The sequence below is a fragment of the Burkholderia sp. RF4-BP95 genome (assembly GCF_001521985.1).
Lineage (GTDB): Bacteria > Pseudomonadota > Gammaproteobacteria > Burkholderiales > Burkholderiaceae > Burkholderia > Burkholderia diffusa.
Window position 1 is genome coordinate 1 of the sequence record NZ_LOSX01000049.1, and the last position, 13236, is coordinate 13236.

13 protein-coding genes and 1 pseudogene are annotated in these 13236 nt (G+C 67.1%); 6 read left to right on the top strand and 8 right to left on the bottom strand.

The window, feature by feature from the left end; genetic code table 11:
- The 3 genes and pseudogenes from WS46_RS18005 to WS46_RS18015 all read right to left on the bottom strand — a co-directional run.
- A pseudogene (locus tag WS46_RS18005) lies at positions 1-269 on the bottom strand (electron transfer flavoprotein subunit beta/FixA family protein); the annotation flags it as partial.
- 38 nt (positions 270-307) lie between these two features.
- Entirely contained in the window at positions 308-1096 is a 789-nt protein-coding gene (locus WS46_RS18010; protein WP_059537782.1) for an SDR family NAD(P)-dependent oxidoreductase, read from the bottom strand.
- A 61-nt stretch (positions 1097-1157) separates the two neighbouring features.
- The gene (locus WS46_RS18015) at positions 1158-2003 is read right to left on the bottom strand and encodes an alpha/beta fold hydrolase (RefSeq protein WP_059691325.1); all 846 of its coding nucleotides are present in this window, start codon (positions 2001-2003) and stop codon (positions 1158-1160) included.
- Positions 2004-2141: 138 nt separating this feature from the next.
- Here WS46_RS18015 and WS46_RS18020 point away from each other — a divergent pair, with 138 nt between their 5' ends.
- The 6 genes from WS46_RS18020 (at position 2142) to dmpG (ending at position 8911) form a co-directional block, all read left to right on the top strand.
- Positions 2142-2921, top strand: coding sequence for an SDR family oxidoreductase (locus WS46_RS18020; protein ID WP_059691326.1), 780 nt, complete (start codon positions 2142-2144; stop codon positions 2919-2921).
- 149 nt (positions 2922-3070) lie between these two features.
- Complete coding sequence (locus tag WS46_RS18025; protein ID WP_059537773.1) at positions 3071-4636, top strand: DUF1302 domain-containing protein; 1566 nt, start codon at positions 3071-3073, stop codon at positions 4634-4636.
- 41 nt (positions 4637-4677) lie between these two features.
- Positions 4678-6060, top strand: a complete 1383-nt coding sequence (locus WS46_RS18030; RefSeq protein WP_059691327.1) for a DUF1329 domain-containing protein — start codon at positions 4678-4680, stop codon at positions 6058-6060.
- 98 nt (positions 6061-6158) lie between these two features.
- Complete coding sequence (gene dmpE, locus WS46_RS18035) at positions 6159-6941, top strand: 2-oxopent-4-enoate hydratase (protein WP_059691328.1); 783 nt, start codon at positions 6159-6161, stop codon at positions 6939-6941.
- A 13-nt stretch (positions 6942-6954) separates the two neighbouring features.
- Positions 6955-7854, top strand: a complete 900-nt coding sequence (locus WS46_RS18040; RefSeq protein WP_059691329.1) for an acetaldehyde dehydrogenase (acetylating) — start codon at positions 6955-6957, stop codon at positions 7852-7854.
- A 16-nt stretch (positions 7855-7870) separates the two neighbouring features.
- Positions 7871-8911 (top strand): 4-hydroxy-2-oxovalerate aldolase, encoded by a 1041-nt coding sequence (gene dmpG / locus WS46_RS18045; RefSeq protein ID WP_059691330.1) that lies wholly within the window; start codon positions 7871-7873, stop codon positions 8909-8911.
- A 97-nt stretch (positions 8912-9008) separates the two neighbouring features.
- Here dmpG and WS46_RS18050 read toward each other — a convergent pair whose 3' ends face one another.
- From WS46_RS18050 to WS46_RS18070, 5 genes are all read right to left on the bottom strand, one after another.
- On the bottom strand, positions 9009-9257 hold the full coding sequence (locus WS46_RS18050) for a hypothetical protein (protein ID WP_059691331.1): 249 nt from the start codon (positions 9255-9257) through the stop codon (positions 9009-9011).
- Positions 9254-10519: an alkaline phosphatase family protein gene (locus WS46_RS18055; protein ID WP_059691332.1), complete on the bottom strand. Its 1266-nt coding sequence runs from the start codon at positions 10517-10519 to the stop codon at positions 9254-9256. The genes WS46_RS18050 and WS46_RS18055 overlap by 4 nt, the downstream gene beginning before the upstream one ends.
- A 413-nt stretch (positions 10520-10932) precedes the next feature.
- A complete protein-coding gene (gene infA, locus WS46_RS18060) occupies positions 10933-11196 on the bottom strand; it encodes a translation initiation factor IF-1 (RefSeq protein ID WP_011355053.1) in 264 nt (87 codons plus the stop codon).
- A gap of 462 nt (positions 11197-11658) precedes the next feature.
- Positions 11659-11862, bottom strand: a complete 204-nt coding sequence (locus WS46_RS18065; protein ID WP_006751843.1) for a cold-shock protein — start codon at positions 11860-11862, stop codon at positions 11659-11661.
- 290 nt (positions 11863-12152) lie between these two features.
- Positions 12153-13232, bottom strand: coding sequence for a Rieske 2Fe-2S domain-containing protein (locus WS46_RS18070; protein WP_059537749.1), 1080 nt, complete (start codon positions 13230-13232; stop codon positions 12153-12155).
- Between the last annotated feature and the right edge of the window lie 4 nt (positions 13233-13236).

A 13236-nucleotide genomic window follows, 5' to 3' on the forward strand; every position in this document is an offset into this window, starting at 1 on the left:
TCGTTCGACTCGACGAGGATCGCGCGATCGGCACCGATCGCCAGCGCCGTGCGCAGCGTTTCCTGCGCTTGCGTCACACCGACCGACACCGCGATCACCTCCGCCACGACCCCGGCCTCCTTCAATCGCACGGCCTCTTCCACCGCGATTTCGTCGAACGGATTCATCGACATCTTCACGTTCGCGATGTCGACGCCGGTGCGGTCGGACTTCACGCCGACCTTCACGTTCGCGTCGACCACGCGCTTCACTGCCACGAGCGCTTTCAACTGCGTGTCTCCTGTTTCGTTTCGACCGCCGCGGCGCGTCAGCGCGCGGTGTATCCGCCGTCGATCACCAGCTCGGCACCCGTCACGTAGCGCCCCGCCGGCGACACGAGATACAGGATGCCGGCCGCGATGTCGCGCGGGCTGCCGATTTTCGCCATCGGCACGTGCGTCTGCATGTATTCGAACGCGCGGTCCGGATCCTGGCCCATCTGGCGGAATGCGTCCTCGAGCATCGGCGTGCGGATATAGCCCGGATGCACCGAGTTCGCGCGGATGTTCTTCGCCGCATACAGCATCGCGTCGACCTTCGCCATCATCCGCACCGCCGCCTTCGACGCGTGATACGCGGGCACGTCGGGACCGCCGACGATCCCGTACATCGACGACAGGTTCACGATCGAGCCGCCGCCGGCCGCCTCGAGGTGCGGAATCGCGGCGCGCGTGCACAGGAACACGCCGTTGACGTTCACGTCCTGCACGCGCTGCCATTGCGCGAGCGTGAGTTCGTGCGTCGGCACGTTGTGCCCTTCGATGCCCGCGTTGTTCACGAGCACGTCGAGGCGCCCGAAGCGCGCGACGATCTCGTCGAACACGCGCGCCACGTCGGCCTCGCGCGTCACGTCGAGCGACCAGAACGCGGCCTGGCCGCCCTGCGCGCGGATCTCCTCGACGAGCGCTTCCGCCGGTTGCGACAGCACGTCGAGGATCGCGACGCTCGCGCCGGCCGCGGCCAGCGTGCGTGCCGTTTCCGCGCCGATGCCACGTGCGCCGCCGGTGATCGCGGCCACCTTGCCGCGCAGGTCGAACAGGTCTTCGATGAGTTTCATTGTGTCTCCGTGTAGTCAGCGAACCGGCCTCGGACGGGCCGGTCATCAGGGGCATCGGGCGTTATCGTGAGGCGGCAACGGCAGGCGCTGCCAGGAAATCGAGGCATTCGCGGTTGAAATACGCCGCGTGTTCCACCATGACCCAGTGGCCGCAACGGTTCAGCAGTACGAATCGTGCGTCGCGGCAGCGTTCGAGGAACGTCAGCGCGCCGCCGACCGGATTGAAGCGATCGTCCGTGCCCCAGAAGCCGAGCACCGGGCAGCGCAGGTCGCCGAGCGCCCCCGTCAGATTCGGCACGCTCATCGTCGACAGCACTTCGGTCGGCTGCTCGACGCACACCTTCATCCGCTCGGCGACGAGCGCGTCGGTGACGATCGCCGGATCGTGCACCAGCAGCGTGAGCAGCTCGCGCATGGTGTCGTCATTCATCTGGCGATTGGTGAACAGCTTCACCATTCGCTGGATCCCTTCCATCCGGAAATAGGTGTCGCGATCCTCGACGCCGCCCGGCGCCATCATGATCAGCCCGTCGACTTCGTCGGGATAATCGAGCGCGTATTTCAGCGCGATCGCGCCGCCCAGCGAATTGCCGAGCAGCACGGCCGGCCCGATGCCGAGCGCGGACAGCTGCGCGTGCAGCGCATCGACGAAGAAATCGAGCGTGTAGGCGACGTCGGACGGCTTCGACGACTGCCCGTAACCGGGCAGGTCGACGACGATCGCGCGATGGCCGGCAGCCGCGAATGCCGGGTAGTTGTGCTTGAAGTTGCTGAAACCGCTGGCGCCCGTGCCGCTGCCGTGGATGAACACCACCGGGCGGCCGTCGCCCGCCTCGAAGTGATGCAGGCGCAGGCCGCCCGGTACGTCGGTGAAGATGCCGGCCGGCGGCGTCGTGGGGGTCGTCATCGCGGGTTGTCTCCTTCGTCGGTCGATGGATGCCTGCCACGATGATTGCGCCGCCGGCGCCGGCCGGCATCATCCTTTCAGACTACGAAACCGCGCGCGCTTGTTCCTATCATCGGGCCACCGAAACGGAGGCAGACGATGAACGGATTCGACTACAGCGGCAGGACGGTGCTCGTGACGGGCGGCACCAAGGGCATCGGGCGGCGCATCGCCGAGCGGTTTCTCGCGGCGGGCGCGCGCGTGTTCGTGTGCGGGCGCAGCGCGCCCGACACGCCGCCCTCGGGCGGCGGCCGCACGGCCACCTTCATTGCGGCCGACCTGCGCGACATCGAGCAGGTCGACGCGATGCTCGCGACGATCCGCGACGCCACCGGCTGCCTCGACGTGCTGGTCAACAACGCGGGCGGCTCGCCGTTCGTGCTCGCGGCCGACGCGTCGCCGCGCTTCACCGAATCGATCGTGCGGCTGAACCTGATCGCGCCGCTGCAGCTCGCGCAGCGCGTGAATGCGATCATGCAGCCGCAACCGCACGGCGGCGTGATGCTGTTCATCGCGAGCGTCAGCGCATCGCGTCCCTCCCCCGGCACCGCCGCCTATGGCGCCGCGAAGGCGGGCCTCGTCAACGCGGTCACGTCGCTCGCGGTCGAATGGGCGCCGCGCGTGCGCGTGTGCGCGATCAGCCCGAGCCTCGTGCAGACGGAATCCGCAACCGAAGGCCACTACGGCGACGACGCCGCGCTCGACGCGATCCGCGCGACGATTCCCGCCGGACGGCTCGCGACGCCCGACGACGTCGCGTCGGCGTGCCTGTTCCTCGCGTCGCCCGATGCGTCGTACGCGTCGGGCGCGAACCTGCGGCTCGACGGGGGCGGCGAACGGCCGGCGTTCCTCGCGGCGGCACGAACGGAACCACGCTGACGCGCGAACGCGACCGGCGCGCCCCGATCGTTTCCAGTCCTAGGGAAGTCATCTAGTTCATTTCGACGATTCCCTGCTACCGCGATCTCCCTACTCTGCCTCTCACGACAACCACAGTCGACCGTCGTCGATACCCCAGAGGAGACACCATGCATCAACGGATTTCGCGCCGTACCGACAAGCGGGCCACCGCCACGCTGTCGACGCTGGCCGCCGCGCTGCTGACGTGCGCCGTTCCCAGCGCGCACGCAGGCAGCACGATCGAGCTTGGCGCCGACACGACGCTGGACTACACGTTCACGCTGAGTTACGGCCTCGGCATGCGCACGCGTGCGCCGAGCGGCAATCTGCTGACGCCCGCGAACATCAATGGCGACGACGGCGATCGCAACTTCGCGAAGAACAAGCTGATCGAGAATCAGGTCAGCCTGCTCGGCGAAGTGAACCTGAAGCACGACGACTGGGGTGTGTTCGTCCGCGCGAGCACGTTCTACGATCAGGCCTATCACCGTCCGAACTACAACGACGCGCCGGGCACCGTGAACCATTCGGGCCAGTACAACAACTTCACGAGCGATGCCCGCTACTGGTCGGGCGGCCACACGACGCTGCTCGCCGCCTACGCGTACAACACCTTCAAGATCGGCGCGACGAGCCTGAACGTGAAGGTCGGCGACCAGGTGGTCGCCTGGGGCGAAAGCCTGTTCTTCCCGAACATCGCGGGCGCGCAAGGCCCTGCCGACGCCACCAAGTCCTATGTCGCGGGCGCTCAGGTGAAGGACATCCTGCTGCCCGTGCCGCAGATCTCGACGCAGTGGCAGATCACGCCGAACTTCAGCCTGCTCGGCTACTACCAGTTCTCGTTCCAGCAGAACCGCCTGACCGCGCCCGGCACGTACTGGAGCTATTCGGACGTGGTCGGCCCGGGCGCGCAGTTCATCATCGGCCCGGGCGGGATGATCATTCCGCGCGGCGCAGACGAAAAGCCGAGCGCGCACAACCAGTGGGGTATCGGCGCACGCCTGCGCGTGTTCGGCGATACCGAGCTCGGCGTGTATCACCTGCATTACAACGACATGAACCCGAGCGTCGTCACGTCGTTCTATCCCGTGCTCCAGTACCGGCAGACCTATTTCAACAACATCAAGCTGACCGGCGCGAGCTTCTCGACGCAAGTCGGTCCGGTCAACGTCGCGGGCGAGGCGTCATACCGCCAGGGCGCCGCCGTGCTCGTCAACACGCCGACCGGCGCGCAGGCGACGCGCGCGAACGTCACGCAGCTCAACCTGTCCGGCATCTACTCGATCGGGCCGAGCTTCCTCGCGAATTCGCAGTCGCTGGTCGGCGAAATCACGTACGTGCACGCGGGCGGCATCTCGGCCGTCGACGGCTCGACCACCCTCACGAACTCGCGCAACGCGCTCGCCCTCGAGCTGGCCTGGACGCTCAGCTACAAGAACGTGTTCAACGGCTGGGATCTCGACGTGCCGCTCACGTACACGCACGACCTGGCGGGTACGTCGCCGCTGGCCGGCGCGCTCGGCTCGCTGACGGGCCAGGGCGACCACCGCGTGACCGCCGGCGTCACGTTCACGCGCCTGAGCAACCTGTCGCTGTCGCTCGTCTACGCGAAGTTCCTCGGTTCGCCGAATCCCGTCACGCGTCCGCTCGCCGATCGGGACTACGTGCTGGCCACGGCGACCTACCACTTCTGAGCGGCCCGGCCGCTCGTCACTCAGCAAGAAGAGGATTTGTCATGAAACGAACTCGTCTCCCCCTCCTGCGCGCGTCGGTGATGGCCGCGTGCGCACTCGTCGCGACGGCGTCGTTCCCGAAGGTCACGCCGGACGACCTGAAGGCGCTCGACGGCCCGCTCACGCCGATGGGCGCGGTGCGCGCCGCGAGCAAGGACAGCGGCGTGCCGGAGTGGTCGGGCAAGTGGCTCGGCACGCCGCCCGACGTGCAGTACAAGCGCGGCGGCCGCTACCCCGATCCGTTCGCGAGCGAGAAGCCGGTCGCGACGATCACCGCGGAGAACATGGCCCAGTACGCGGAGCACCTGACCGACGGCCAGAAGGCGATGTTCAAGCGCTACCCGGCCACGTTCAAGATCAACGTCTACCCGAGCCATCGCGACTTCCGCTACGCGGATTCCGTCTACAAGGACATCCGCACGTACGCGCCCGACTCGACGATGACGTCCGACGCGAACGGGCTGACCAACGCGCCGCCGCAAGTGCCCTACCCGATTCCGAAGACGGCCGCCGAGCTGCTGTGGAACCAGCGCTTCTCGTCGGCGATCGGCACCGAGCAGGCGACCTACGATCAGGCGGTCGTGTACTCCGACGGCAACATCGCGTGGGGCAAGGTGCGCTACGACATCTACTCGCCGCGCAACGTCGGCAAGTACGACGTGAAGAGCGACCTCAACAACCGCACGTTCTACCGCAACGCGACGGAGCTGCCGCTGTCGGACCGCGGCTCGCTGATCGTCGGCTTCACGAACTGGGACAAGGCCGGCGCCGACAACTCGTCGCGCACGTGGATGTACAACCCCGGCACGCGGCGCGTGCGCCAGGCGCCCGAATACGGCTATGACCAGCCTCAGGGCCCCGGCGGCTTCCGCACCGTCGACGACGACCGCCTGTACAACGGCCCCGGCGACCGCTACGACTGGAAGATCGTCGGCAAGCGCGAAATCTACGTGCCGTACGACAACTACAAGGCGATGGACAGCTCGGTCAAGTATGCGGACCTGCTGACCAAGGGCCACGAGAACCCGTCGTACATCCGCTACGAGTTGCATCGCGTATGGGTGCTGCAGGCCACGCTGAAGAGCGGCTATCGCCATCAGTACGCGAAGCGCGTGCTGTACATCGACGAGGATTCGTGGATGACGCTTCTCGCCGACAACTACGACGCACGCGGCCAGCTGTGGCGCACCAACGTCGCGACGACGCTGTACGCGTACGACGCGAAGACGTTCTACCCCGGCGTCGTGTTCTTCCACGACCTGATCTCCGGCGCATACATGGCCGACCGCCTGACCAACGAAGGGCCGATGCCGAAACTCGACAGCAGCCCACAGTTCAGCGAGGCGTACTTCTCGCCGGACGCGATCCGCAGTTCGGGTAACTAAGCATCCGGCGCGGCACGCCCGCGCCCCACGCGCCGGAGCCGCGCTCCGGCGCCCGACGCCGCCCGGGACGGCGGCCTTTTCCATTCGAGGGCCCTTTCATGTCTTCCCGCTTGCATACGACGCTCGGCGACGAGCTGTACGCCGCGTGGCACGCACGCGCACCGGTCGCGCCGCTGTCGAGCCGCCCGCGCCGGCTGTCCCTCGACGATGCGTACCGCATCCAGCAACGCTTCATCGAACGCCGCGTCGAGTGCGGCGAATCGGTAGTCGGCAAGAAGATCGGCGTGACGAGCCAGGCCGTGCAGGACATGCTGAACGTGCGCCAGCCCGATTTCGGCATCCTGCTGTCGGGCATGCACTACGCGGCCGGCGAGGCGATCGCCACCGAATCGCTGATCGCGCCGCGCGCCGAAGGCGAAATCGCGTTCATCCTCGCGCGCGACCTGCGCGGCCCCGGCATCGACCGCACCGACGTGATCGCCGCGACGGCCGCCGTCGCGCCCTGCTTCGAGATCGTCGATTCGCGCATCCGCGACTGGGCGATCCGTATCGAGGACACCGTCGCCGACAACGCGTCGTGCGGCGTGTACGTGCTCGGCGATGCGCGCGTCGACCCGCGCACGCTCGACCTCGCCGCGTGCGAGATGACGATCGAGAAGAACGGCGAGCGCGTCGCGCAAGGCCGCGGCGACGCGGCGCTCGGCCATCCCGCCGACGCCGTCGCGTGGCTCGCGAACACCCTCGCCGAATACGACGTGCCGCTGCTTGCCGACGAGATCGTGCTGTCCGGCTCGCTCGCGAAACTGATTCCGGTCACGGCCGGCGATGCGCTGTCGATGCACATTTCCGGCATCGGCAGTTGCGACGTCCGCTTTATCTAAAGGAACGAACCTGATGAAGAAAATCAAATGCGCACTGATCGGGCCCGGCAACATCGGCACCGACCTGCTGTACAAGCTGCGCCGCTCGACGGTGCTCGAGCCCGTATGGATGGTCGGCGTCGATCCGGCATCCGACGGCCTCGCGCGTGCCCGCGAATTCGGCCTGAAGACCACCGACCAGGGTGTCGACGGGCTGCTGCCGCACGTCGCCGGCGACGACATCCGCATCGCGTTCGACGCGACCTCCGCCTACGTGCATCGCGACAACTCCGACAAGCTCACCGCGCTCGGCGTGAAGATGATCGACCTGACGCCCGCCGCGATCGGGCCGTATTGCGTGCCGCCGGTGAACCTCGACGCGCACCTCGACAGCGCGCAGATGAACGTGAACATGGTGACCTGCGGCGGCCAGGCGACCATCCCGATGGTGTACGCGGTGTCGCGCGTGCAGCCGGTCGCGTACGGCGAGATCGTCGCAACGGTATCGTCGCGCTCGGTCGGCCCCGGCACGCGCAAGAACATCGACGAATTCACGCGCACGACGGCCGGCGCGATCGAACAGGTCGGCGGCGCACGCAAGGGCAAGGCGATCATCGTGATCAATCCGGCCGAACCGCCGTTGATCATGCGCGACACGATCCACTGCCTGACCGACGGGCCGCCCGACGTCGATGCGATCACCGCGTCGGTGCACGCGATGGTCAACGAAGTGCAGCGCTACGTGCCCGGCTACACGCTGAAGAACGGCCCGGTGTTCGACGGCAACCGCGTGTCGGTCTTCATGGAAGTCGAGGGGCTCGGCGACTACCTGCCGAAGTACGCGGGCAACCTCGACATCATGACCGCCGCCGCGGCCGCCACGGCCGAGCGTTTCGCCGAACAGATGCTGGCCGCGACGGCCGCCACCGCTTGAGTCGAGGAGTCACACGATGTCACTTGCAGGCAAGAAGATTACCGTCCACGACATGTCGTTGCGCGACGGGATGCACCCGAAACGTCATCAGATCACGCTCGACCAGATGCGCAACATCGCGCGCGGGCTCGATGCGGCCGGCGTGCCGCTGATCGAGGTCACGCACGGCGACGGGCTCGGCGGCGCATCGGTCAACTACGGTTTTCCCGCGCATACCGACGAGGCGTACCTGAGCGCCGTGATCCCGGAGCTGAAGCAGGCGAAGGTGTCGGCGCTGCTGCTGCCGGGCATCGGCACCGTCGAGCACTTGCGCATGGCGCACGAACTCGGCGTCGGCACGATCCGCGTGGCCACGCACTGCACCGAAGCGGACGTGTCGGAACAGCACATCGGCCTGGCGCGCACGCTCGGACTCGATACGGTCGGATTCCTGATGATGGCGCACATGTCGTCGCCCGAGCAGCTCGTCGTGCAGGCGAAGCTGATGGAGTCGTACGGCGCGAACTGCATCTACATCACCGATTCGGCCGGCCACATGCTGCCCGACGACGTGACCGCGCGGATCGGCCAGGTGCGCGCCGCGCTGAAGCCGGAGACGGAACTCGGCTTCCACGGCCACCACAACCTCGCGATGGGCGTCGCGAACTCGGTCGCGGCGGTCGCCGCCGGCGCGAACCGGATCGACGCGGCCGCGGCCGGCCTCGGCGCGGGCGCGGGCAATACGCCGATGGAAGTGTTCGTCGCCGTGTGCGACCGGATGGGGATCGAGACGGGCGTCGACGTGTTCGCGATTTCCGACGTGGCCGAGGATCTCGTCGTGCCGATCATGGACGCGCCGATCCGCCTCGACCGCGATGCGCTGACGCTCGGCTATGCGGGCGTCTACTCGTCGTTCCTGCTGTTCGCGAAGCGTGCGGAAGCGAAATACGGGATTCCGGCGCGCGACATCCTCGTCGAACTGGGGCGCCAGCGGCTCGTCGGCGGGCAGGAGGACATGATCGAGGATGCGGCGCTGACGATGGTTCGCGCGCGGGAGGTGGCGGCGCAACCGGCGTGATCGACGATATCGGGCCGCCATCGCCCGATACGCCGGCGAATCTGCGGAACGGAGCGCGATGCGCCCCGTTGCCGTCAGCCGTCAACCACGCACCGCGTCAGCGGTGCTTTCCGCCATGCCTGCGTCGCCGATGCGCCGCGCGCGCCTGCAGCAGCGTCGGCATCAGCTCCTCGATGTACTGCCGCGCCTGTCCGCGCGTGACGATCTCGCTGAACCGCCGATGCGCATGGTCGTGCCCGACCAGCGCCGCATGCGCCTTCTTCAGGATGTGCAGATACGCGATCAGGCTGGTGCCGTCACGCACGGGCAGCGCATCGCGCGGGTCCGTCGCCGAAGTCGTGTTCATGAGCCGATCCTCGTCGGGCAGTCGGTGCGGCAGGTCGTGGTCACAAGCGACAGCAGGTCGTTCGCGGCGCGATCGCGGTCGGTCAGCGGCGCGAGACCGAACAGGCGCCCGAGCGTCGCGACCACCGAGCTGTGATCGTACGGCGTGTGATCGACGTGCCCTGCCGCAACCCACGGCGACACGACGATCGCGGGCACCCGCACGCCATACACGTCGAAGCCGAAACCGCTCGCGTTCAGCGTCGCGGCCGCGCCGTCGTTCGGCGGCGGCGCCGCGCCCGGCCGGACCGAATCGTAGAAGCCGCCGTGCTCGTCGTAGACGATCACGAGCAGGCTGCGCTCCCACACCGGCGAATTGCGGATCGCGTCGTACACGCGCGCGGCGAGTTGGTCGCCGCCGGCAAGGCCGTCCATTGGATGTTGCGAGCTGCCGTTCTGGTAGGTGCCGTGCACGATGTCGCCGTAACCGGGCTCGATGAACGTGTAGCGCGCGGTATAGCCGGCCGCGAGATCGGCTTCGAAGTGCGCCAGATCGTCGACGTCGAAGAAGCTCACGCCCTTCAGCGAGGCCACCTGCGGCACGTGGCCGAGCGGATCGCCCGACTGGTCCTGGTAGATGCGCCAGTTGTCGTCGCCGAGTGCGGCGAAGATCGAGCCTTTCGGATAGGGGAAGCCGTCGAACGTATCCCATCCGCCCATTTCTTCGCGGGTCGGCGAATGGTCGAGGCCGGCGGACGACGCGCCGTGCAGAAAGAAGCGGTTCGGCCAGGTCGGCCCCGGCATCGACGCGTGCCAGCGGTCGCACAGCACGAACGCGTTCGCGAGCGCATACAGCGACGGCGCCTGCGTGCGCACATCCACACCCTGCATGATCGCGCCAACGCTGCCCGGTTGCGGCGGCGTGCCTTCGGAATGCGACGTCGCGTAATTCGACACGAATCCCGAATTGTCGACGCTCGGATAAGGCCGCCCTTTGACGAACGGCACGCCCGCGCCGCACAACTGTTCGAGCACGTCGGTGAATTCGTGGCACGGATCGGTCGGCATCCGGTCCGGCGCGCCGCCGCCGAACGGATAGACGGTGCCGCCGTATGCGTTGCTGTCGCCCGGCGTCGCGGCCGTGATGCCGGCGATGCCCGAGAGCGCGAACAGATGGTCGAACGAGCGGTTCTCGAGCATCAGCACGAACACGTGCCGGATGCGGTCCTGAACCGACTGAACTGCGGGAACGGAAGGAGCTGCGGGGGTTGCGTCTGCACTCATGGCGCCTCCTGGCGTCGCGCGACGAATATCCGGCTGGCACGATCGCGGCGGCACGCAAAGAAACCGAAAGGAAAGGCGCTGCAACGTGCGCGGGCCGCGAATTGCCGACGAGTGTACGGCTACGCCGGCCCGCGCGTAAAGCCGGTTACGGCGCGCGGCAAGACGCGTGCATTCAGCCGACGATCAACGTGGGAGAGAAAAGCGATGCGCGGCGAATCGGCAAGTGCGGGGAAAACGAGACGAATCGGGCGATTCGACCGGAGAGAATGCGGCCTCGGCCGCCGCGGCACTGCCCCGCCGCCGGCGACCGTCGAACGGCGCGAACCGCGCCGTCCATCCGGTGTGCCCGGCCGCATGAACGGGCCGGACGGATTTCGATCGGTGCGGCGTTGCGCTGCCCGATCGCTACTGCTTCAGCGACGCGGTTGCCCCGTGCGCGGCGGACGCGGCGAATTCGCGTCCTTGTGGCGGAAGTTGATGCGGCCCTTCGTCAGGTCGTACACCGACAGTTCCAGCGTCACACGGTCGCCCGCGAGAATGCGGATGTGGTTCTTGCGCATGCGGCCCGACGCATACGCGCCGACCACGACGCCGTTTTCCAGCGTGACACGGTATTTGCTGTCCGGCAGCACTTCGTCGACGATTCCGTCCAGTTCCAGCAGTTCTTCTTTTGCCAAACCAATTCCTCCAGACAAGGTGATGACCGCGGCCGCGGCGAACTCACCGGCGCCGTGCCCCGCAACGGGACGGCGGCCGGCGGGATGCCGGGGATCAATTCGTTCAGACGGGCGACGCGCCAGTCTTGCAATCGGAGCCCGGCGCAATGCGGCGGTCGGGCGGTCGGTGGCGGCGATGCGATCGGCACCGCGCAAAGTCGGGACCGCGCCGCGTGCGGCATGGCGACGGTCTACTCGGGTTCAAGCATGGGCCGCTGGCGATGCGGCGAGCGCGTCGCGAGGGCGTTGGATCGCACGTCGTACGGACCTGCGATGGATGAGGGAAGCACACGACCGATGCATCGTGAATTCCGCGATGCATCGGTCGTGTGCGTCGAAACGCGCAGGACGCCGGCTCGGGCCGGCCTCCGCGCGATATCCGACCGGCAGCGGCCGTCATTCGACGGCCGGTGCCGAAGCGGCTTACTGCGGCGTGATGTTCGACGCTTGCAGACCCTTCGGGCCACGCTTCACTTCGTAGCTGACCTTCTGGCCTTCGGCCAGGGTCTTGAAGCCCGTGCCGCGAATTTCCGAGAAATGGGCGAACAGATCGTCGCCGCCGTTGTCCGGGGAAATGAAACCAAAGCCCTTGGTTTCGTTGAACCACTTGACGGTACCGGTATCCACAAATACTTCCTTAATACGAATAATTGAACATGCGCCCCGTGACGGGCACAGAAAGAATCAAAAGAGGGAGAGACCAACGACTGCCGCACGCCGTGCGGCCAATGATGAGCAATCGAACTTCTTGAAGACTTCGGTCTCGGACACTACGCGGTGCAGGCCGATCCGTCAAGCTCTTTCGATGCGATGCAGGCGCGCGGCGGCGCGCGCGCCTTGCCTGGCGGGCGTCGGCGGCGATCGGGACACGAAACGATGCGCCCCTTATTTTCGCCGAGCTTCGCCGTTACTGCCCGTCACCGCGGCTCGAACACGTGATGCAGCGGCGGCGGCGCCGCACCGTCGCGGATCTTGATTTCGAACGTCTTGCGCGCGACGCTCGACGGCCGCACGTCGGCCGCGTCCAGGTAGAACTGCGAATACCAGTCGCGCATCTGGTACAGCGGGCCGTCGCCTTCGCACAGCAGCGGGTTGTCGATGCGCGTCTTGCTGTGCCAGATGTCGACGTCCTCGTAGAACGCGCGCTGCGCTTCCTTCACATATGCGTTCGCGATCTCCATGTTCTGCGCGTCGCTCAGGCCGGCCACCTTCTTCACGATCACGCCGTAGCGCAGCTCGAAGCTGTTCATGTCGATCGGCACGTGGCAGTTCAGCAGCACCGAATGGATCGGCTGCCCGCCGCTCTGCCCCGTCATCTGCGTGATGTGCACGGCCGGCCCGAAATACGTCGACAACGCGGTCAGGCTGTCGCCGCCGAGCTTCTCGCTGCGGCCGACCATCAGCTGCGTCGCCTTGTGATCCTCGAACAGGTTCGCGAAATAGTCGATCGGCGCGTGGTGCACGGTCGCGAAGTGCGCGACGTCCGAGATGTTGTCGACCAGCTCGCGGCAGTTCGCCTGGATCACCATCTTGTCGACGACCCAGTCCGACCATTCGCCGGAGAAGCACACGTCGAGGCGCGGAATCGCGACTTCCGGCGGCGGCGCATTGCCTTCCGGGTCGTTCCACACGAACAGCAGGTTGTTTTCCTCGCAGGTCGGCCACGCGCCGATGCGCGCCTTCGGCGGAATCCGCTTGCAGTACGGGATCGACGCGCACTGCCCGTCGCCGTTCCACGCCCAGCCGTGGAACGGGCAGACGAGATTGTCGCCTTCGACCGTGCCGAGGCTCAGGTCGGCGCCCATGTGCGGGCAATACGCGTCGACGACGTTGATCTTGCCGGTCGAATCGGCGAACGCGGCGAGCTTGCGGCCGAAGACGTTCAGCGTGTGCGGCTTGCCGTCCTTGTAGTCGCGGGCGAGCCCGAGGCAGTGCCAGCCGCGCGCATAGCGCTGCGCGAGCGGCTGGGCTTCGATCTTGTAAGGGCGTGCGGACATGTGG

Excerpts from the sequence above, each read along its gene's own strand:
- WS46_RS18010 (WP_059537782.1), bottom strand. The coding sequence starts at position 1,096 with ATGAAACTCATCGAAGACCTGTTCGACCTGCGCGGCAAGGTGGCCGCG.
- WS46_RS18015 (WP_059691325.1), bottom strand. The coding sequence starts at position 2,003 with ATGACGACCCCCACGACGCCGCCGGCCGGCATCTTCACCGACGTACCG.
- WS46_RS18020 (WP_059691326.1), top strand. The coding sequence starts at position 2,142 with ATGAACGGATTCGACTACAGCGGCAGGACGGTGCTCGTGACGGGCGGC.
- WS46_RS18025 (WP_059537773.1), top strand. The coding sequence starts at position 3,071 with ATGCATCAACGGATTTCGCGCCGTACCGACAAGCGGGCCACCGCCACG.
- WS46_RS18030 (WP_059691327.1), top strand. The coding sequence starts at position 4,678 with ATGAAACGAACTCGTCTCCCCCTCCTGCGCGCGTCGGTGATGGCCGCG.
- dmpE (WP_059691328.1), top strand. The coding sequence starts at position 6,159 with ATGTCTTCCCGCTTGCATACGACGCTCGGCGACGAGCTGTACGCCGCG.
- WS46_RS18040 (WP_059691329.1), top strand. The coding sequence starts at position 6,955 with ATGAAGAAAATCAAATGCGCACTGATCGGGCCCGGCAACATCGGCACC.
- dmpG (WP_059691330.1), top strand. The coding sequence starts at position 7,871 with ATGTCACTTGCAGGCAAGAAGATTACCGTCCACGACATGTCGTTGCGC.
- WS46_RS18050 (WP_059691331.1), bottom strand. The coding sequence starts at position 9,257 with ATGAACACGACTTCGGCGACGGACCCGCGCGATGCGCTGCCCGTGCGT.
- WS46_RS18055 (WP_059691332.1), bottom strand. The coding sequence starts at position 10,519 with ATGAGTGCAGACGCAACCCCCGCAGCTCCTTCCGTTCCCGCAGTTCAG.
- WS46_RS18070 (WP_059537749.1), bottom strand. The coding sequence starts at position 13,232 with ATGTCCGCACGCCCTTACAAGATCGAAGCCCAGCCGCTCGCGCAGCGC.